This window comes from Streptomyces albiflavescens (assembly GCF_014645835.1).
GTDB classification, from domain to species: Bacteria; Actinomycetota; Actinomycetes; order Streptomycetales; family Streptomycetaceae; genus Streptomyces; species Streptomyces albiflavescens.
Genome location: NZ_BMMM01000023.1, coordinates 106684 through 126586, shown reverse-complemented (window position 1 = coordinate 126586; position 19903 = coordinate 106684). Strand labels below are relative to the sequence as shown.

Sequence of the window (19903 nt, the reverse complement as noted above, 5' to 3'; positions counted from 1 at the left end):
GTCGACTCGTGTTCATGCTGGTCGTGCAGGTCACACACACGCACCTTCGGGCGAGGTCGGGTGTATCGGCCAATGAATCGTGTAAATGATCAGCCACCCCGGCCCCAGAAGACTGCCCCGCCAACATCCATGCATGACAAAGGTGTTACGCACAGGACATGATCCAGCGCATGCAGCCACTTCCCCTGCCCTTGGAGGGCATCACCGTCGTCTCCGTCGAGCAAGCCGTAGCCGCGCCCTTCGCGACCCGCCAGCTCGCCGATCTCGGCGCCCGGGTCGTCAAGGTCGAGCGGATCGACGGCGGGGACTTCGCCCGCGGCTACGACACCGCGGCCGCCGGGCTCGCCTCGCACTTCGTGTGGTGCAACCGGGGGAAGGAGTCCGTCGCCCTCGACCTGAAGGACCCGCGCGGACTCGACGTCGTACGCCGCCTGGTCGCGGGCGCGGACGTGTTCGTGCAGAACCTCGCACAGGGTGCGGCGGCGCGGCTCGGCCTGGACGCGGCGACGCTGTGCGCAGCCCATCCACGGCTGATCGCCGTGGACATCTCGGGGTACGGGGCCCTGGGACCGTACGCCGACAAACGCGCGTACGACATGCTCGTACAGTGCGAGGCGGGGCTGGTGTCGGTGACGGGGACGCCGGAGCAGCCGGTGAAGGCGGGGATTCCGGCGGCGGACATCGCGGCGGCCATGTACGCGTTCTCGGGGGTGCTCGCGGCCCTGGTGCGGCGCGGCACGACCGGGCGCGGGGGGCCGGTGGAAGTGTCGATGCTGGAGTCGCTCGCCGAGTGGATGGGGCATCCGATGCACCATGCGATGCACGGGGGAACGCCCCCGGCGCGCACGGGCCTCGCGCACGCCGTCATCGCGCCGTACGACGCCTATCCCACGGCGGACGGCGGGCGGGTGCTGCTGTCGGTGCAGAACGACCGGGAATGGCGACGCCTGGCCCAACAGGTGTTGGCCGAGCCTGAGTTGGCGGACGATCCGGCGTACGCGACGAACGCGGCGCGGGTCGAGCACCGGGAGCGCACGGACGCGCTGGTGGCGAAGGCACTGGGCGCGCTTGGCGCCGACGAGGCGGTGGCCCGGCTGGAGGGGGCGGGCATCGCCTGCGCCCGCCTGAGGGACGTACGGGACGTGGCGGAGCATCCGCAGCTGGCGGCCAGGGACCGGTGGCGGGAAGTCGAGTCACCGGTGGGGCCGCTGCGGGCGCTGCTGCCCCCGATCACGCTTCCGGGTGGGGAGGAGGCGCGGATGGGGGCGGTCCCCCGCCTCGGGGAGCACACCGGGGCGGTGTTGCGGTCGCTGGGGATGACGGATGCGGACGTCGCGGAGTTGGTGCGGGACGGAGTGGCCCGCTGAGCGTGGCGGTGTACCGGGTGGGGCGACCTGTCAGGTGGGTGACCCGCGCCCAGGCATGGTGACCCACCGGGCGCCGCTGCCTGCCGTGGGGATGACGGACGCGGAAGGGCAGCGCTGCGCCGGGTCGGTGGGGCAGCCGGAGCGCGGGTCGCGGAACGCCGGAGTCGAACCGCTGCTCAGCGGCTGCCGAACAGCGAACGACGCAGCCGCTTCAGCGGTGCGAAGAGCGAGACTCGCCTCACCCGCGCGCCCCTGCCGCTGCTGTCGTGCGCGGCGTCACGCGCGGTGAGCTCACGCATCAGCGAGGTGGCCTCGGCCGTTTCGCGCTGCGGGACGGCAGGGCCTCCCAGCACCGCGAGATGGCGGTCGAGGCGCGAGCTGGTCGCGCTGCTCCCGCAGGTGATCGCAGGGACACGTGCCCTGCTGCGCACTGTTATCTGTTCCATGTCACTCCCCACCCGTACGAGTCCACCCGGCCCGGGCAGGCTAACCCTATCGCTCCCTCATGGCACTCGTGTATCACGGGCGCAGGATTCACCTTCCCTGTAAGGGTGTTGACGATTACTCTCCGAATCCAACCGATTCCAGGGCGAGTTGGACAACTGGTGTAGTAGTGGGCTGGACTGAGCCCCCGTGAGGTTCGACGGTCACAGCGAGTGACGTCGCACTCGTGTCCAGTCCGTCGGCGACCAAGGGCGTGTCGCCGTCGAAGAGCCCGAGGGAACGCGGATTCTCGTTGGGGCGCATGAGCCACAGCTGGTGTACCCGCCCACCGGAAGGGGTGCCGAGTCCGCTCACCGTCACGACGGCGCGCCGCTCCGATGCGGAGGCGACAACTCCGATTCCGCGTCCCTGTGCGTCCCGTTCACCGGTCGCCCGTGCGTCGGGCGCCGCAAGAACGTGGGCGATCTCACGTGCCTGGGCGCGCTCCTGGTCGAGCTTGTCCTGGGTCTGCGTCGCCTGTACGGCGAACAGAGAGGCGACGACGAGGGCCGCGGCTGCCGTGGTGGTGGCGAGCGGGGCGAGGAGGGGGCGGAAGCGCGGGGCACGCGCGCGTGAGGGCTGCTGGGGGGCACGCGCGCGTGGAGCCGCCTGGCGCGGCGCCTCCTGCGGTGTGGTGCGTACGGCGGTCAGCACCCGGTCCCGCAGCGCGGCCGGCGCCGGTGCCGCCGTCGACCACGCGAGCCGCACCGCGTCCTCGGTCAGCGCCCGCACTTCGGCGGTGCAGCGCGCACAGCCACGCAGATGGCGTTCGAAGCGGCTGCGCTCCTCGGGTTCGAGGGCGTCGAGGGCGTAGGGGGCGGCGAGGGAGTGCAGATCACCGCGCCGGAGACGGTCGAGCAGGCTCATGCGATGCCTCCCGAACGACCCGCGGCGTTGCCCGGGCGGTGCGGGACCCGGCGGCCGGGGCGGTCAAAGGCGCCGGCCCGCCGGTTCCGGCTCCCGCCGCTGCGATCCAGGGCGTCGTGGAGGCGCGGCCCGGAGCGGTCGCGGCGGTACGCGGAGCCATCGAGGCGGTACGCGGAGCCGTCGAGGCGGTACACGGACCCGACGAGGCGGTACCCGGAGCCGTCGAGGCGGTCCGATGGGGCGGCCAGGCGGTACAGGGCGCTCATGCGGCACCTCCCAGGCATTCACGCAGGCGCGTGAGGCCGTCACGCATACGGGTCTTGACGGTGCCGAGGGGCAACTTGAGCCGTTCGGCCACTTCACGGTACGTGTAGCCGTCGTAGTAGGCGAGGGTGACGGACTGGCGTTGCAGGGCGGTGAGCCGGTCCAGGCAGCGGCGCACCCACTCGCGTTCGAGCCCGGCCTCGACCTCCTCCGCGACCTGGTCGAAGGCGGGGTGATGAGCCCGCCGCCCCTCGCGCTGCTCGCGTTCGGTGGCCGCGCGGGCGCTGCGGACCCGGTCGACGGCGCGACGGTGCGCGAGGGTGAGGATCCAGGACAGGGCGCTGCCGCGTCCCGGGTCGAACCGCGCGGCGGAGCGCCAGAGTTCGAGCAGCACCTCCTGGGCCACCTCCTCCGTCTGGGCGGGGTCCCGGACCACCCGGCGCACCAGCCCGAACACCGGCCCGGACACCAGTCCGTACAGCTCCTCGAATGCCTTCTGGTCACCTCCGGCCACGAGCACCAGAAGTTCGTCCGCCTCCACCCGTCCCCCTCTCCGGCCGCACACGGCCCGTCCTTTCCCCTACGTGTTCGCAGCGAGCGTGTCTACGGATGGGGTTACGGATCGGCGAACCGAAAACGCGGGTCCGGCGCCGAACAGTTCTGGGGCCGCCGCCGAACAGTTCCCGGCTCCGCCGCCGAACAAACAAACGAGCTCGTCGATGAAACAAGCCGACCGAGCCGCCGTAAGAACGTTTGGGATTCGACCAATCCACCCCGGCGACCGCTCCGAATGGCGTGCGTCAGGCAATTGGGACGTGAGGACGGACGGCATGACACCTTTCTCCAGGAGCGGCGCGGGACGCAGGAGTCTCGCGACCCTCGTATGTGGTGCGCTGGCCGCCGGGGGGCTCGCAGCCGCCGGCGTGACCGCGCTGGAACCGGGGGCGGCCGCCGCCTCCAGTCACCGGGAGGCCCCCCTGATCTCGGGGCAGCCCCAGTACGACAACACGGACGTGTACGCGTTCGTGAGCCCCGACAAGCCCAACACCACGACCATCGTGGCGAACTGGATCCCCTTCGAGGAACCGGCCGGCGGACCGAACTTCTACACCTTCGCCGACGACGCCCAGTACGACATCCACATCGACAACAACGGTGACGCGCAAGGCGAGTTGGTCTACCGCTACACCTTCAAGACGCACCGCAAGAACGGCAACACCTTCCTCTACAACACGGGTCCGGTCACCAGCCTCGACGACCCCGACCTGAACATCACGCAGACGTACGACATCGATCTGCTGCGGCTGCACAACCAGAAGCTGGTGTCGCGGACGAAGGTCGCCGACGACGTTCCGGTGGCGCCGTCGAACGTCGGCAAGGCGTCGATGCCGGACTACGGCAAACTGCGCGACCAGGCCGTCTACAAGCTCGCGGGCGGTTCGACGACGTTCGCCGGGCAGGCGGACGACCCGTTCTTCCTGGATCTGCGTGTCTTCGACCTGCTCTACGGCGGGAACCTGAGCGAGGTCGGGCGGGACACCCTCAAGGGCTACAACGTCAACTCGATAGCCCTGCAGGTCCCGAACGACATGATCCGCGAGTCGGCCGGACAGCCGATCGTCGGCATCTGGTCCACGACCCAGCGCAAGGACGCGCACGGCGACTGGACGCAGGTCTCCCGGCTCGGCATGCCGCTGGTCAACGAGGTCGTCAACCCGCAGAAGGACAAGGACAAGTTCAACGCGTCCGCGCCGTGGAACGACGGTCAGTTCCTGAAGAACGTGACCAACCCGGAGCTGCCGAAGCTCATCGAGGCGATCTACAAGATCAAGGCCCCGGCGGAACCCCGCAACGACCTGGTCGACGTGTTCCTGAAGGGCGTGAAGGGCCTCAACCAGCCGCCCAAGGTGCGCCCGGCGGAGGAGCTGCGGCTCAACACCTCGATCAAGCCCACCATGCATCCCAAGCGGCTCGGTGTGCTCGACGGCGACAACGCGGGCTTCCCGAACGGACGCCGGCTCACCGACGACGTGATCGACGCCTCGCTCCAGGTCGTCGAGGGTGAACTGGTGGGTTCCAAGAACGACTTGGGCGACGCGGTCGACAAGAACGACAAGAAGTTCGAGAACTACTTCCCGTATGTGGCCGAGCCGACCTCGGGTTCACGAGGAGCGCTCGCCAAGGGCACCACCAGCGGGACCGACGTGCGCAACCAGCTGGGTGACGCACTGAAGCCCGCGGGCGCCTCCGGCGGCGGCACCGACACCACGCTGATCGCGGCCTCCGCGGCGGCGGGCGCTGCCGGGTTCCTGCTGATCGCCACCGGCCTCATGTGGTGGCGTCGGCGGATGCACAACCGGGCCTACTGACCCGGCAGCACAGCCGGGCTCTGCGGCCCGGCTCACCGACTGGCGCGGCCCGCACCTATCCATCCCCCACGGCGCGGGCCGCGCCGCCCCACCCCCACAACGACCGTTTTTGCCAAGGACTTTGAGGAGAGGGCATGTCCCCGCGTACGAACGAGAGTGCGACGACGGACGCCGAGGAGGCCACGCCCGACACCGGCGCCCTGGGGGCCGCGGAAGCGCCCGACGACGAACGCGTCGCCGCCGTGCGACGGCTGTCGGCGTCCCAGCGACGCTGGCGTGTGGCCCAACTCGCGGCCTGCTCGCTCGCGTTGGCCGTCGCGCTCACCGCGGGCGCGGTGGTGCTCGGGGCCGTCCGGGACGGCGATACCACCTCCACCGTGGCGTCCGCGCCCACCGGCGTGTCGCCACAGCTGCTCGCCAGTGGGGATCTGGACGCGAGCATCACCTCTCTGCAGTCCCATCTCAAGGCTCAGCCGAAGGACTTCGGCGGCTGGGCGACGCTCGGGCTCGCGTATGTGGAGCAGGCCCGCACCAAGGGCGATCCCTCCCGGTATGCGCAGGCCGATCAGGCGCTGGACCGATCCCTTGAGCTGCGCCCCGACAACGAGTCGGCGCTCGCGGGGCGCGCCGCCCTCGCCGCGGCCAGGCACGACTTCACCGGCGCCCTCACGTACGCGGACAAGGTGCTGAAGGAGAACCCGTACAGCGAGCGCGCCCTGTGCTCCCGCATCGACGCCCTGGTCGAGCTGGGCCGCTACGACGAGGCGTCGAAGGCCGCCGACGTGGCCGACTCGCGCCGCCCGGGCGTGCCCGTCTTCACCCGGTACGCCTATGTGCACGAGCTGCGCGGCGATGTGAAGACCGCCCGCCGGGTCCTTCAGCAGGCGCTCAGCACGGCGACGACCCGCGGCGACGTCTCGTACGTGGCAACCGCTCTTGGCCAACTCGCCTGGAACCAGGGCGAGTACGGCACGGCGCTCACGTACTACGCGCGGGCGCTCGGCGCCGACGACACCTACCTCCCCGCGCTCGAAGGCCGCGCCCGCGCCCAGGCGGCACGCGGGGACGGCGCGACGGCGATCCGTGGCATGGAGCAGGTCGTGGACCGCTATCCGCTGCCCCAACCTCTCGTGGAACTGGGCGAGCTGTACGAGGCGCGCGGCAAGAAGGGCGACGCCCAGAAGGCCCGTGACCAGTACTCCCTGGTGAACGCCTGGGTCTCGCTGGCCCGCGCCAACGGCGTCAACGCCGACCTCGACACCGCTCTGGCCGCCGCCGACCACGGCAACCGTGAGGCCGCGCTGAAGGCGGCCCGTGCGGAGTGGGCCCGCCGCCACACCGTGCACACCGCGGACGCCCTCGCCTGGGCCCTGCACGTCAACGGCCGCGACACGGAAGCCCTGCCGTACGCCCGCCGGGCCACGGCCACCGGCTACCGCAACGCGTCCTTCCTCTACCACCGCGGCATGATCGAGCGCGCCACCGGCCACGCGAAGGAGGGCCGCGCCTCGCTGAAGTCGGCCCTCGAGCTGAACCCGGGCTTCTCACCGCTGGGCGCCCGTGCGGCCCGTAAGGCACTGGAGGCCGCGAAGTGAAGCCTCGTCGCGTCCTCGCCTCCTGCGCGGCCGTCCTCACGGCCGCCTGCGCGCTCGTGCTCGTGCCCTCCGGGGCCGCGAGCGCGCACCCGCTCGGCAACTTCACCGTGAATCGGTACGACGGACTCGTGGCCGCCCCGGGCCAGTTGCGGGTCCACCACGTCGAGGACCTCGCGGAGATCCCTGCCACGCAGGCCCAGCCGCAGATCAAGAAGCTCGGTATGACGGACTGGGCCCGTGAGCGGTGCGCGTCGGCGGCGCGCGGCAGCGAGGTCACCGTGGGCGGGCGCGAGGTGCCGCTCACCGTCCGCGCGAGTCACGCGCGCGTGCGGCCCGGGCAGGCAGGTCTCAACACCCTGCGTGTGGAGTGCCGGTTGACGGCGCCGCTGCCCGAAGCGGACACCGTTTCCCTCGGCTTCCACGGCGCCGGGGCCGACCGGGGGCCCGGCTGGCGCGAGATCACCGCGCGGGGCGATCGGATGACCCTCACCTCGTCGGACGTACCGAAGAAGTCGGTGTCCAAGGAGCTGACCGTCTATCCCAAGGAGCTGCTCTCCTCTCCGGCCGACACCGCGACGGCCTCAGTGCGGATCCGCTCCGGCGGCCCCGCCCTCGTCGAGGAGCGGCAGGACGCGCCGGCCGCCTCCGTGCTGCCGCGCGGCGCCGACCGCTGGACCCAGGCGCTCGACGGGTTGGTGGCCCGCCATGATCTGACGTTCGGTTTCGCCGCGCTCGCCCTGCTCATCTCGGTGGGCCTGGGCGCGATGCACGCGCTCGCGCCGGGCCACGGCAAGACCCTGATGGCCGCGACGGCAGCGGCACGCGGTGGCCGAGCGCGGCTGAAGGACGTCCTGCCCCTGGCCGCCTCCGTGACGGTCACCCACACCCTGGGCGTCGTCGCCCTCGGCCTCCTGGTCACGGCCGGTTCGGCGGCGGCGCCTTCGGTGATCGCGTGGCTCGGCATCGCGAGCGGCGTCCTGGTGACGACCGCGGGCGCGACGCTCGTACGCCGGGCCTGGCGCAACCGCGCACACGGGCACGGACACGGGCACGGGCACTCCCATGGTCACGGACATACGCACGACCACGACCACGGCCATGGACACACGCACGACGACGACCACGACCACGGCCACGGCCACGGCCACACACACGACGACGACCACGACCACGGCCACGGCCACGGCCCCGCACCCCACCCTCACGAGCCCGCGGAAGAACACGAACGCCCCCTGGTTCTCGCACACGCCCACGCATCCCAGGCAACGGACGTCGACAGCGGGCCCCACCCCCACGAGCGCCCGCCTACGCACGCGCACACTCCCGCCGCCCCCTCCCCCACCCTCGAACACACCCATGGCGGCTTCACCCACACCCACTCCACCGCCCCCACCCTCCGCGGCACGATCCTCCTCGGCTTCGCCGGGGGGCTGGTGCCCAGCCCGTCCGCCGTCGTCGTGCTCGTCGGCGCCGCGGCCCTGGGACAGGCCTGGTTCGGTTTCCTGCTCGTCCTCGCGTACGGCGTCGGGCTCGCCCTGACGCTCACGGCGGCAGGGTTCGCCGTCGTCAAGCTGGGCGGCGGGATGACCCGGGCCCTGGCCAGGCGCCCGCGGTGGGCCGAGGGACGCGTCGCGGCCGTGGTGCGCAGGAGCGCGCCGCTGGGATCGGCGTTCGTCGTCGTAGCGCTTGGGGCTGGATTGGTGTTCAAGGGGGCGGCATCCGCACTCGGCTGAGCTACTTTTGTGGAGAAATCGCGCGGATGCGAATGGGGGACGCACGTGTCCGAAGATCCGGGCAGTGAACGTGTGATCGCGGGGCGCTACCGCCTGCTGTCGCCCTTGGGCGAGGGCGGCATGGGAACGGTGTGGCGCGCCCGCGACGAAGTGCTGCAGCGCGAGGTCGCCGTCAAGGAGGTCCGCGCCCCGGCCGGGCTTCCGGCGCACGAGGTCGAGCGGATGTACGCGCGGCTGGAACGCGAGGCCTGGGCCGCCGCCCGTGTCTCGAACCGCAATGTCGTGACGGTGTACGACGTGGCCACCGAGGAGGGCCGGCCCTGGATCGTGATGGAGCTGATCCGTGGCCTCGCCCTCTCCGATCTGCTGGACGCCGAGGGCCCGCTGCCTCCGCAGCGCGCCGCGCACATCGGCGCCGAGGTGCTCGCCGCACTGCGTGCCGCGCACGAGGCGGGGGTCCTGCACCGCGACGTGAAGCCCGGCAACGTCCTGATGGCGAACGACGGACGGATCGTCCTCACGGACTTCGGTATCGCGATGGTCGAGGGAAGTTCCGCGCTGACGATGACCGGCGAGGTCATCGGCTCGCCCGAATTCCTGGCTCCGGAGCGTGCATTGGGCCGCACGCCCGGACCCGAGTCGGACCTGTGGTCCCTCGGGGTGCTCCTGTACGCGGCCGTCGAGGGAAACTCGCCCTTCCGTCAGAACACTCCGCTGAGCACACTGCGGGCCATCGTCGACGAGCCGCTTCCGGCGCCCCTCCGTGCGGGCCCTCTCGGCTCCGTGATCGAGGGGCTGCTCGCCAAGGACCCGGCTGAGCGGCTGGGCGCCGAACAGGCCGAGCACGAACTGCGGATCATCGCCGCGGGCGGCACGCCGCCGACCTCGACCGTGGGCGTGCCGTCCCCCGCCCCCTTCGACGCGGAGACGCGCGCGGCTTTCCCCCAGCCTCCGCCCCGACCCACGCCGCAGCCCGGATTCGGGCCGGCCTCGGCCACCCTGCCCGCGACCACGACCACCTCCGAGCCCGCCCGCAACCGCCGCGCCGCAGTCGTCCTGATCGCGGGCATGCTCGCGCTCGCGCTCGCCCTCGGCGGACTGACGTACGCCCTGCTGAACCGCGACAGCGGAGGCGGCGGCAACAGCGGGAGCGGCAGCACCGGCAACAGCGGCGGCACCAACAACGGTTCCAGCGGTGGCAATTCCGGTGGAGGACACACCAACAGCGGGAGCGGCAACACCGGTACGGTCGGCGGAACTCCGTCCACCACCCGTCCCGGCGGGGGGCATTCGACCACCACCCCACCCGCACAGTCCGTGCAGGTCACGGTCACGGGTCAGCGCACCGACTACTCCGGTGCCTGCCCACCGCCCGCCGCCCAGGCGCCCGCCTTCACCGCGACCTTCACGGTGGGCCGCGTACCGGTGGACGTCGAGTACCGCTGGGTGACGAAGACGGGGGATGTCACCGACCCGGGCTGGAAGACGCTCTCGTTCCCCGCCGACGGCGGCAGGACCCAGCAGAAGACGGTCGTGGCGACGACGTACGACACGAGCGGGACCTTCGAGAACGAGATCAGCGTGGAGGTCCGCAGTCCCGTCCACGTGACGTCCAACTCCGTGCCGTTCACGATCACTTGCGCGACGGAGACCCCGACGGACGAGGCCTCCGCCTCCACGTCACCCTAGGTGGATGATCAGGCCGTGCCGCTGAAGACCGGCAGATACCCGCCGGAATGGCCGGCCGCGGTCGGGTGGTACGACTCGCCGATGTTCAGCCAGTTGAGGCTGTGCAGCCAGGCGTTGCTGGAGCAGATCTCATGGCCGGTGAAGGTACCCCTGACGTCGCCGAAGGTGAAGCCGTGGTCGGCGGCGCGCTTGGCGATCGCGCTGTCCAGGTAGTCGGCCGCACCGTTGATCGCGGACCGTTTGGTCTCCGAGAGGCCTGCCACGCAGGAGCCGCTCAGCTTGTAGAAGCGGGGGTAGCCGATGACGACCACATGGGCGGCCGGGGCTTTGGCGCTGATCGCCGAGTAGACGGTGTCGAGTTGGCCGGGGAGCGTCGAGTCGACGTATGCCTTCGCCGTGGCGATCCGCGCGAGGCAGGAGCTGTCGGACTGGAGCACACACGTCGTCATGACGTCGGAGAAGCCGGCGTCGTTGCCGCCGATGGTGATCGAGACGAGGCCGGTGGAGGAGCTGAGCGGGCCCAGCTGGTTCGCCATGACATCACCGGTACGAGCGCCCGAGCAGGCGGTGAAGTCGAAGGACGAGGGCGAGTGGGCGGCGGCCCAGAGGTAGGGGTAAGCCTTCGTGCTGCGCTTGCAGTCGCCGCTGGAGCTGAGATAACTGCCCGCGCCGACACCGGAGGAGTAGGAGTCGCCGAGGGCCACATAGCCGGTGGCCGCGGCGGTTTGGGACGCCTGCGCCGTCGCCGCCCCGGTGAGGGCGAAGCCGACGGCGAGGAGGAGTGAGGTCACGTATGCCGTAATTCGGGAACGTCTCATGGAACCTCCCTTTAGCAGGATCTCTGCCACAACTGTCGTAGCAGCTACGCGTGTTGACAGGAAGTGTCCATGCCAAGACTTTCGGCCCTCACCGGTTCCCACCCTGCGCATTGGTCATGGATTTACTGACGCGTTCATGACAGCGCAGCGCCAAGGCGAACAGGCTGCTGAAGATCGTGTCGGAATGCGCGAACTCGCTTGATCTGGACGACAGTTCCCCGGAGGCAACCGGTGCCTCCGCGGAACACACGTTCAAGGAAGGCCATGAACCCGCAAGAGCGTCATCCGCGTCTTGACTACCCCGGACCGCTGCGCGACATTGAAGCCTGGCATCCGGCGCTTCAGGGGGCAAAGTCGCCAATGCAGACCATACGTATCAAGACACCTTCATCAGGCGAGGGGGAGCGGTCGGGACAGGATCCGGGGAGGGACCTGTTGCCGCTGCTCGCGGGCGCCGCGACCGTGGTCGCGGTGGTCGGCGCGGTCCTCGCACTCGCCGACGTGGACTCACCGCTGCGCGCACCGTTCACGCTGTTCTTCCTGCTCGCGGCGCCGTCGGTCGCCATCGCGGCCGCGCTGCGCGGGCTGGAACCGTTCGGCCGCAGCCTGGCATCGGTCGCGGGCGCGGTCGTCGTCAACATGCTGGTGGCCCAGGGCATGCTGGCCGTGCACCGCTGGTCGGCCCGCGGCGGGATCGCGGCCGTGACCGCGATCAGCTCCGTCATTCTCCTGCTGGTGCTGGTACGGCGCATGCGCGGCCGGACGGCGGGAACACGGGCCTCCTGAGGTGGACATCAGCGTGTACCGCCCCGGCGAGCTGAGCGCGGCCGACCGGGCGGCCTGGACCGCTTTCCAGTCGAAGGCCCATCTGAACGGCTCGCCCGGGCTGGCGAACCCGTTCCTGTCCCCCGAGTTCACGCTCGCGGTGGGCCGCTGCAGACGCGGCGTGCGGATCGCAGTCGTGCGCGAGGACGACGAGCCCGCTGCCTTCTTCCCGTTCCGGAGAACCACCACCGGCGTCGGACGGGCCGTCGGCCTCGGCATCTCCGACTGCCAGGGTCTTGTGCACCGCCCCGGTTTCACCTGGGAAGCGCACGACCTGCTGCGGGCCTGCGGGCTCGCCGTCTGGGAGTTCGACCATCTGGTGGAAGGCCAGGAGCCGTTCGAAGCGGGAGCCTCCGGCACCTTCCCGTCCCCGGTCGTGGATCTCGACCAGGGCTACGAAACGTATCTGCGCCGGCTGCGCGCCAAGTCGCCGAAGTTCACCCGGACGACGCTCGCCAAGGAGCGCAGGCTCGGCCGGGACGCCGGCGGGCTGCGCTACGTGCACGACGAGCGCGACCCGGCGGTGCTGCGCACGCTGACCGACTGGAAGTCCGCGCAGTACCGCAGGACCGGGCGCAGCGACCGCTTCGCGCACTCCTGGATCAGCCACCTGGTCCAGCAGCTCTACCACACCCGCCGCGAACCCTTCGCGGGGATCCTGTCGGTGCTGTACGCGGACGGCAAGCCGGTCGCCGCACACTTCGGGCTGCGGACCGAAAGGGTCATGGCGTGCTGGTTTCCGGCGTACGACCCGTCGTTCGCGAAATACTCCCCCGGCCTGATCCTGCATTTACGCATGGCCGAGGCGGCCGCTGCCGACGGAATTGCGTACATGGATCTTGGGCGGGGCCGGAAGGATTACAAGGACTCCCTCAAGACACGGGATCTCTCCGTGTCCGAGGGGTGGGTGACACGACGTCATCCCGTCGCATTCGGGCACCGGGCGCACCGCGCCCCTGCCCGGGCACTGCGCAATGCGGTGCTGTCTCGGCCGGAGCTGTTCGAGCCGGCCGACAGGATCCTCAAACGGATGGGGAAAATCCGTTCGAGGCGAGAGGTAACGGCCATACCAACAAAAACGTGAGGGCTCGTTCCAGGTCTTGCCATAGGGACGCAATCGTCAATACCGTCATACATCTCACCCGCATCGGTCCATCTTGCTCGTGCGATCTAGGGGAGGGCTCAAGATCGCGAAGACGGTCCGGCGCGGGGCGCGGTAGGGGGGTGCCGTGCTCGGTGACCACATCTGTGCCGAGTCGTGCCGCGTGACCGGCTTCCGCTTTCCCGAAAGCCGGCCAGCTTTGCCAGCTCACCCGGCAGACACGGAGATCCATTTCGTCATGCCGTAAGTGAGAACCCCCCTTTCGAACCGGACAAAGAGCCGGACTGCCCAGGGGCGGGCGGTCCGCCGGACGAGAGGGACCAGACTCATGAGCTCAGTCCTGCGCCCAGCCATTTCGGGCCAAGATCCGTTAATGGCCAACAAGTACCGGCCCATCTCCTCTCACCTGGCCATTACGCCACCGGTGAGTGTCGTGATTCCTGCCATGAATGAGGCCGAGAATCTCCCGTACGTCTTCAAGACCCTTCCCGGCTGGATTCACGAAGTGGTTCTTGTGGACGGCAATTCCACCGACAACACCGTCGAAGTGGCCCGCGAACTGTGGCCGGACGTCAAGGTCGTCGAACAGCGCGGAAAGGGCAAGGGCGACGCCCTGATCACCGGATTCGAGGCGTGCACCGGCGACATCATCGTGATGGTCGACGCGGACGGCTCGGCCGACGGCAACGAGATCGTGTCGTACGTCTCCGCGCTGGTGTCCGGGGCGGACTTCGCCAAGGGCTCCCGCTTCGCCAACGGCGGCGGCACGTCCGACATGACGCCGATCCGCAAGCTCGGCAACCACGTGCTGTGCGCGGCCGTCAACGCCAAGTTCGGCGCCCGCTACACCGATCTCTGCTATGGATACAACGCGTTCTGGCGGCACTGCCTCGACAAGATCGACCTCGACTGCACCGGCTTCGAGGTCGAGACCCTGATGAACATCCGGGTGGTCAAGGCGGGCCTGAAGGTGCAGGAGATACCCAGCCACGAGTACCTCCGCATCCACGGCACCAGCAATCTGCGTGCCGTGCGGGACGGGTTCCGGGTGCTCAAGGTGATCCTCAAGGAGCGCTCCAACCGGCGCGCGCTGCGCCGCAGGCCGCACGCCGCGCAACTCGACTCGGGCCAGGGAGAGGTGTCTTGAGCAAGCCGGACATCTCCGTGGTGGTCTGCGTCTACACCGAGGACCGCTGGGAGGACATCCTCGCGGCGGTCTCCTCGGTGCGGGCGCAGTCCCTGCCCGCCCTGGAGACGCTCCTGGTCGTGGACCACAACGCCACGCTCCTGGAGCGGCTGACCAGGGAGTACAAGGAGACCGACGGGGTGCGGGTGCTCGCCAACGCGGGCCCCCGTGGTCTGTCCGCGGGCCGCAACACCGGGATCGCCGCCTCGCGCGGCGAGATCATCGCGTTCCTCGACGACGACGCCGTGGCCGAGCGGGACTGGCTGCGGCACTTCGCCGCGGGGTACAGGGACCCGCGGGTCATGGCCGTCGGCGGCCGCACGATGCCGATCTGGGCGTCGGGCCGCCGCCCGGCCTGGTTCCCCGAGGAGTTCGACTGGGTGGTGGGCTGCACGTACAAGGGGCTGCCGCCGGGCCGCGTGCAGGTCCGCAACGTCCTCGGCGGAAACGCTTCCTTCCGTCGTACGGCGTTCGACGCGGCGGGCGGCTTCGCGACCGGCATCGGCCGCGATGGCGACAAGCGCCCGCTCGGCTGCGAGGAGACGGAGCTGTGCATCCGCCTCACCCGCGCCCGACCGGACGCGATCCTGCTGATCGACGACCGTGCGGTCATCCATCACCGGGTACCCGAGGTGCGGGAGCACTTCGGGTACTTCCGCACGCGCGCGTACGCCGAGGGCCTGTCCAAGGCGCTCGTCGCCCGAAGTGTCGGCTCCGACAAGGGACTGGAGTCGGAGCGCCGCTATGCGACCCGCATCCTGCCCGCCGGGGTCGCGCGCGGGCTGCGTGACGCGGTGCTCGCCCGTCCGGGCGGCGCGGGCCGCGCGGGCGCCATCGTCGCCGGGGTTCTCACGGCGGCCGGTGGGTACGTACTCGGGAGCGTCCGGGCACGCAGGGGTGGCGCCACCTTCTCCGTGGTGGAGATCGAGGGGGTCCCGGACGACGAGGGGGCTTCAGCATGAGCGAACCTGTGCCGATTCTCATGTACCACTCGATCGCGACCGCGCCCAATGACGCGACCCGCGCACTCTCCGTCGCGCCCGAGGCCTTCGCCGAGCAGATGGCGCTGCTCGACGACAGGGGCTTCACCCCGGTCGACACGGCTCGGCTGGCGGCCGGTTGGCGATCCGGGGGCCCGCTGCCGACGCGTCCCGTCCTGATCACCTTCGACGACGGCTACGAGGGCGTGCACCGGCACGGCCTGCCCGTGCTCGCCAAGCACGGCTTCGCCTCCACGCTGTTCGTCTCGACGGGGTGGATCAAGGGCGCGAACGACACCGGGGGCGGCCTCGACACCATGCTGGACTGGGACCAGGTGCGCAAGCTCGCCGAGGAGCAGGTGGAGATCGGCGGGCACAGCCACACGCACCCGCAGATGGACCAGCTCGCCGACGACGCGCTCTGGTTCGAGCTGCTGCGCTGCAAGGAGATCATCGCCGACGAACTGGGCGCCCGCCCCATGTCGTTCGCGTACCCGTACGGCTACTCCAGCCGCCGGGTGCGCCGTACGGTGCGCGAGGCGGGGTTCGCCCAGTCGCTCGCCGTCGGCAACGGTCTGGCACGGCGCCGTCAGGGCCCGTACGCCCTGCAACGCGTCACGGTGCGCCGCAGCACCGGTATCGAGGAGTTCTCGCGCCTTGTCGAAGGCCGCGGGATCGCCCGCAACTTCGCCCGGGACCGCGCCCTCACCAAGGGGTACGCCATGGTCCGAAGAGCACGACAGGTCCGCCGGAAGGCCATCCGTTCCCGTGTCTGACACGACGACCACAACCCAGGCTTCCACACCCACGACCGAGGCACCCGAGCAGCGGTCGGGGCGCCGCCTCCGCCTGCCCGGCAGGAGCCGCAAGGGTGCCGGAGGGGGCAACCAGCTGTTCCGCAACGCCTACGCCCTGATGCTCAACACCGGGATCTCCGCGGTGCTCGGGCTCGGCTACTGGCTGGTCGCCGCCCGCTACTACTCCGAGTCGGCGGTCGGCCAGGGTTCCGCCGCGATCGCCGCGATGAAGCTCCTCGCGGGCCTCACCGCGGTGACGCTGACGGGCGCCCTGGCCCGCTTCATCCCCGTCGCAGGGCGCGCCACCGGACGCCTCATCTTCCGTACGTACGCGGGCAGTTCGGTGGTCGTGGCACTGGCCGCCGTGGTCTTTCTGCTCACCCTGAACCTGTGGGGACCCTCGTACCGCTTTCTGCACGGCCCGCTCAACGGCCTCGGCTTCGTCCTCGCCGTCGTCGCCTGGTCGCTGCTGACGCTCCAGGACGGTGTACTGACCGGGCTGCGCAGCGCGCTGTGGGTGCCGGTGGGCAACACCGTGTTCTCCGCCGTCAAGCTGATGCTGCTCGTGGGTCTCGCCGCCGCGATCCCCACCACGGGCGTCTTCGTGTCGTGGGTCGCGGCGATCGCCCTGTCGGTGGTCCCGCTCGGCCTGCTGGTCTTCCGACGGCTGGTCCCCCGGCACATCAAGGCGACCGAGGGGCACGCGAAACCGCCCTCCTTCAAGGAGATCGGGCGTTTCCTCGCCGGCGACTACACCGGCTCCCTCTTCTCGCTCGCCGTGGTCTATCTCGTCCCGGTGATCGTCGCCTCACAGGTCAGCTCCACCGACAACGCGTACTTCTACATCACCACCACGATCGGCGGCACGGTCAACCTGCTCGCCATCAACATGGGCGCCTCACTGACCGTCGAGGGCTCGCACGACCCGGCGCGCCTGGCCGCCAACACCCGGGCCGCGCTCAAGCGGATGGCCCGGATCATGCTGCCGGTGTGCGGGCTGCTGTTCCTCGGCGCCCCGTTCATCCTGCACGTCTTCGGCGACGGCTACGCGCACGCGGCGACCCCGCTGCTGCGCTGGTTCGCCGTCGGCGCGGTGCTTCGGGTCGTCATGGAGACGTACTTCGCGGTGCTGCGCGCCCAGAGCCGCACCTCCGGACTCGCCTATCTGCAGGGCCTGTTGTGCGTGCTGGTGCTGGGTCTCACGGTGATCCTGCTGCCGCGCATGGGCCTGACCGGCGCGGGCGTCGCCGAGATCTCCAGTCTCGCGGTGATCGTGGCGATCGCCGCGCCCAAGCTGTACAAGATCGTGCGGACCGCGCCGCCCGCGAATGTCCCCGAGGACGCGGCGCCGGACGGGGACCTCGCCGACCTGGGGGCGCGCGAGGTCCCCGCCACGAAGAGCGGTCCTTCCTGGGCGAAGAAGCTGGACGCCGACACCCTCGCACTCGGCATCCACGTCGACTTCGACCACCTGGAGCGCAGGCCGGACGTACGACCGGGACCGGGCACGCCGCCCACCGGGACACCCGCGGTACGGCCGGACCACCGCCCGACATGGGCGCTGCGGCCGCAGGTGGGACTGCCGGTCGAGGCGCGGGAGCCCGGTTCGGAGGCCAGCCTGGGCCCGTCCGAGGCGCCGGAGGTGGACGCTCCCTTTGAAACCGGCGACCGGGAGAGCGCTCCCACAGGGGCGTGGGCCGTGACATCAAGCGGCTCCGCCGCGGGGGCGCAACCGGCCACCGAGCAGCCGCAGCCGACCATCGACACACCCCTGTCCTTCCGCGAACGCCTACGGCACCCGTCCAAACCGGGTGTCGTCCTCGGCTGTCTGCTGATCTCCGCACTCCTCCTCTACTGGGTCCCCGCGCTGGGCCTCGACGACGGCTCCCTCGCCCGCATGGGCGGCCTCGGCCTGATCTCGGTCCTGCCGTTGCCGACCCTGGTCGGGGCCGCGTTGCTGATCACGGTCTTCGCCTCGCTGCTCTGGATGAACCGCGAGCACAAGGGACTCCTGCTCATCACCCTGCTCGCCACCGTGGTCTCGCTGCACGCGCTCCCGGCGGTGATCGAGACCGAGCCACGGTTCGCCACGGCCTGGCAGCACCTCGGGTTCCTCGACTACATCGACCGGACGGGCTCGGCCGTACCCGACCTGGACGCCCGCTGGAGCTGGCCCGGCTTCTTCGCCGCGGCCGCGTTCATCGCGAAGGCCTGCGGAGTCACCGACCTCACCGAGGTCATCCGCTGGTGGCCGCTGGCCATCCAGCTCCTCTACCTGGCTCCCCTGTTCCTGCTCGTGCGCTCGATGCGGGCGAGCTGGCGGGCCAAGTGGACCGGCATCTGGATCTTCGTGCTCAGCGGCTGGGTCGGACAGGACTACTTCTCGCCGCAGGGCTTCACGTATCTGCTCTATCTGGTCTTTGTGGCGATCCTGCTCGTGTGGTTCCGGGCGCCGCGCGTGCTGTGGACGAAGGCGCGCCCCGGCGAAGTGGAGGTCGAGCCGACGAACCGCCGTCAGCGGGCCGTCCTCCTCATGATCCTGACAGGGCTGTTCGCGGCGACCGTCCCGGCACACCAGCTCACGCCGTTCGTGATGCTGGGCGTCCTCACGGTCCTCGTCCTCATCGGCCGCTCCGAACTGCGCGGTCTGCCGATCCTGTTCGCCGTGCTGGTCTCGGTCTGGATCTCTTTCATGGCCGAGCCGTACTGGTCGGGGCACTTCGACGACCTGTTCGGCGGAGTCGGCGGAGTCGGCGGCAATGTGTCGTCGTCCGTCTCCGGCCGCATCCAGGGCGGCAGTTCCACTCACAAGCTCGTGCTCTACACGCGCGTGCTGCTGGCCGGCGGCGTGATGGCCTTCGCCTGCTGGGGCTGGTGGCGCCGACGCGACCACAAGTACCGCGAGCGCTCGCTGCTCGTGCTCACCTTCGTCCCGTTCCTGGGCTTCGGCATGCAGTCCTACGGCGGCGAAATGGCCCTGCGCGTCTTCATGTTCGCGCTCCCGGGTGCGGCCCTGCTCGCCGGTCTCGCCCTCTTCCCGCGCACCGGCGTCACCGCGAAGGAGCGCGAGAAGGACCGGGTGAGTCTCGCCCCACTCGCGGCCCTCATGGCCGGGCTGCTCCTCATGGGCGGCTTCCTGGTGGCCCGTTGGGGAAACGAGCCGTTCGAGCGGATCAGGCCCGGCGAGGTCACGGCCATGAACTACGTGTACGAGCACGACGATCCGACCGTACGGCTGCTGTGGCTGAGCAACGACACGGTCAACAACGTGACGCCCGCGATGCCGTGGGGCGCCAAGGACATGGAGAAGGTGCAGTACGTGCCCACGCTGGCGCCCGCCGACCCGGTCCTGGTGTCCGGGCTCGTCAAGGCGCTCAAGGACGCGGGCCCGAACTCGTATCTGATGATCAACCGCAGTCAGGTGGTCTACCTCGAAATGGACGTGGGCTATTCGGCGAGCTGGGAGCCGAGGCTGATCACCAATCTCGACGACCGGCAGGAGCTGAAGAAGGTCCTCGTCAACGACGACGTGACGATGTACACGCTGCGCAAGCAGCCCGCGGGCAAGGTCCCGAAGGCCGATCCGGGGGCCATCGGACCCCAGGTGACCTGGACGCCGTGGTCGGTCGTCGGCGGTCTGGCGGCGATCGCGCTCATCGTGCTGCTGACGGCACGCGAGGTCGTACGGGTCGCGGTGCGGCCGAGCGTGCGGCAGCTGCGCTGGCTGCAGAGCAGCTTCTGGTTCTCGCTGCCGCTGCTGGCGGTGTTGCTGGCATCGATGGTGCAGCGGTTCCTGACGATGAAGTAGGGCGCACTGCCCGAGTACCG

The 19903-nt window shown here is 70.3% G+C and carries 16 protein-coding genes; 11 read left to right on the top strand and 5 right to left on the bottom strand.

Annotated elements, in window-relative coordinates:
- Positions 1-158: 158 nt before the first annotated feature.
- Positions 159-1367: a CaiB/BaiF CoA transferase family protein gene (locus IEY95_RS42135; RefSeq protein ID WP_189191548.1), complete on the top strand. Its 1209-nt coding sequence runs from the start codon at positions 159-161 to the stop codon at positions 1365-1367.
- 176 nt (positions 1368-1543) lie between these two features.
- Here IEY95_RS42135 and IEY95_RS42130 read toward each other — a convergent pair whose 3' ends face one another.
- The 4 genes from IEY95_RS42130 to IEY95_RS42115 form a co-directional block, all read right to left on the bottom strand.
- Positions 1544-1813: a hypothetical protein gene (locus IEY95_RS42130; RefSeq protein ID WP_189191547.1), complete on the bottom strand. Its 270-nt coding sequence runs from the start codon at positions 1811-1813 to the stop codon at positions 1544-1546.
- Between the two features lie 115 nt (positions 1814-1928).
- Positions 1929-2717: an anti-sigma factor gene (locus IEY95_RS42125; RefSeq protein ID WP_189191546.1), complete on the bottom strand. Its 789-nt coding sequence runs from the start codon at positions 2715-2717 to the stop codon at positions 1929-1931.
- The gene (locus IEY95_RS42120) at positions 2714-2983 is read right to left on the bottom strand and encodes a hypothetical protein (protein ID WP_189191545.1); all 270 of its coding nucleotides are present in this window, start codon (positions 2981-2983) and stop codon (positions 2714-2716) included. Before IEY95_RS42120 ends, IEY95_RS42125 begins: the two co-directional genes overlap by 4 nt.
- On the bottom strand, positions 2980-3522 hold the full coding sequence (locus tag IEY95_RS42115) for a sigma-70 family RNA polymerase sigma factor (RefSeq protein ID WP_189191544.1): 543 nt from the start codon (positions 3520-3522) through the stop codon (positions 2980-2982). Before IEY95_RS42115 ends, IEY95_RS42120 begins: the two co-directional genes overlap by 4 nt.
- 289 nt (positions 3523-3811) lie before the next feature.
- Here IEY95_RS42115 and IEY95_RS42110 point away from each other — a divergent pair, with 289 nt between their 5' ends.
- The 4 genes from IEY95_RS42110 (at position 3812) to IEY95_RS42095 (ending at position 10367) form a co-directional block, all read left to right on the top strand.
- Positions 3812-5350, top strand: coding sequence for a DUF4331 domain-containing protein (locus IEY95_RS42110; RefSeq protein ID WP_189191543.1), 1539 nt, complete (start codon positions 3812-3814; stop codon positions 5348-5350).
- Between the two features lie 134 nt (positions 5351-5484).
- Positions 5485-6945 carry a tetratricopeptide repeat protein gene (locus IEY95_RS42105; protein WP_189191542.1) on the top strand — a complete coding sequence of 487 codons (1461 nt, stop codon included), beginning with the start codon at positions 5485-5487 and terminating at the stop codon, positions 6943-6945.
- Positions 6942-8678, top strand: a complete 1737-nt coding sequence (locus tag IEY95_RS42100; RefSeq protein ID WP_189191541.1) for a sulfite exporter TauE/SafE family protein — start codon at positions 6942-6944, stop codon at positions 8676-8678. Before IEY95_RS42105 ends, IEY95_RS42100 begins: the two co-directional genes overlap by 4 nt.
- Before the next feature lie 45 nt (positions 8679-8723).
- Positions 8724-10367, top strand: coding sequence for a serine/threonine-protein kinase (locus tag IEY95_RS42095; protein WP_189191540.1), 1644 nt, complete (start codon positions 8724-8726; stop codon positions 10365-10367).
- 8 nt (positions 10368-10375) lie between these two features.
- Here the strand turns inward: IEY95_RS42095 and IEY95_RS42090 are convergent, their stop codons facing one another.
- On the bottom strand, positions 10376-11185 hold the full coding sequence (locus IEY95_RS42090) for an SGNH/GDSL hydrolase family protein (RefSeq protein ID WP_189191539.1): 810 nt from the start codon (positions 11183-11185) through the stop codon (positions 10376-10378).
- A 435-nt stretch (positions 11186-11620) separates the two neighbouring features.
- On the opposite strand from IEY95_RS42090, the gene IEY95_RS42085 reads away from it, so the two are divergent.
- The 6 genes from IEY95_RS42085 (at position 11621) to IEY95_RS42060 (ending at position 19883) form a co-directional block, all read left to right on the top strand.
- Positions 11621-11971, top strand: a complete 351-nt coding sequence (locus IEY95_RS42085; RefSeq protein WP_229703726.1) for a hypothetical protein — start codon at positions 11621-11623, stop codon at positions 11969-11971.
- A 1-nt stretch (position 11972) separates the two neighbouring features.
- Positions 11973-13094, top strand: coding sequence for a GNAT family N-acetyltransferase (locus IEY95_RS42080; RefSeq protein WP_189191538.1), 1122 nt, complete (start codon positions 11973-11975; stop codon positions 13092-13094).
- Positions 13095-13440: 346 nt separating this feature from the next.
- Positions 13441-14259, top strand: coding sequence for a glycosyltransferase family 2 protein (locus tag IEY95_RS42075; RefSeq protein WP_189191537.1), 819 nt, complete (start codon positions 13441-13443; stop codon positions 14257-14259).
- Positions 14256-15260, top strand: coding sequence for a glycosyltransferase family 2 protein (locus IEY95_RS42070; RefSeq protein WP_189191536.1), 1005 nt, complete (start codon positions 14256-14258; stop codon positions 15258-15260). The genes IEY95_RS42075 and IEY95_RS42070 overlap by 4 nt, the downstream gene beginning before the upstream one ends.
- Positions 15257-16054 (top strand): polysaccharide deacetylase family protein, encoded by a 798-nt coding sequence (locus tag IEY95_RS42065; protein WP_189191535.1) that lies wholly within the window; start codon positions 15257-15259, stop codon positions 16052-16054. Before IEY95_RS42070 ends, IEY95_RS42065 begins: the two co-directional genes overlap by 4 nt.
- Positions 16047-19883: a lipopolysaccharide biosynthesis protein gene (locus IEY95_RS42060; protein WP_189191534.1), complete on the top strand. Its 3837-nt coding sequence runs from the start codon at positions 16047-16049 to the stop codon at positions 19881-19883. Before IEY95_RS42065 ends, IEY95_RS42060 begins: the two co-directional genes overlap by 8 nt.
- The last annotated feature ends 20 nt before the right edge of the window (positions 19884-19903 follow it).

Coding starts and splice junctions, on each gene's coding strand:
- IEY95_RS42135 (WP_189191548.1), top strand. CDS start 159: ATGATCCAGCGCATGCAGCCACTTCCCCTGCCCTTGGAGGGCATCACC.
- IEY95_RS42130 (WP_189191547.1), bottom strand. CDS start 1,813: ATGGAACAGATAACAGTGCGCAGCAGGGCACGTGTCCCTGCGATCACC.
- IEY95_RS42125 (WP_189191546.1), bottom strand. CDS start 2,717: ATGAGCCTGCTCGACCGTCTCCGGCGCGGTGATCTGCACTCCCTCGCC.
- IEY95_RS42120 (WP_189191545.1), bottom strand. CDS start 2,983: ATGAGCGCCCTGTACCGCCTGGCCGCCCCATCGGACCGCCTCGACGGC.
- IEY95_RS42110 (WP_189191543.1), top strand. CDS start 3,812: ATGACACCTTTCTCCAGGAGCGGCGCGGGACGCAGGAGTCTCGCGACC.
- IEY95_RS42105 (WP_189191542.1), top strand. CDS start 5,485: ATGTCCCCGCGTACGAACGAGAGTGCGACGACGGACGCCGAGGAGGCC.
- IEY95_RS42090 (WP_189191539.1), bottom strand. CDS start 11,185: ATGAGACGTTCCCGAATTACGGCATACGTGACCTCACTCCTCCTCGCC.
- IEY95_RS42075 (WP_189191537.1), top strand. CDS start 13,441: ATGAGCTCAGTCCTGCGCCCAGCCATTTCGGGCCAAGATCCGTTAATG.
- IEY95_RS42065 (WP_189191535.1), top strand. CDS start 15,257: ATGAGCGAACCTGTGCCGATTCTCATGTACCACTCGATCGCGACCGCG.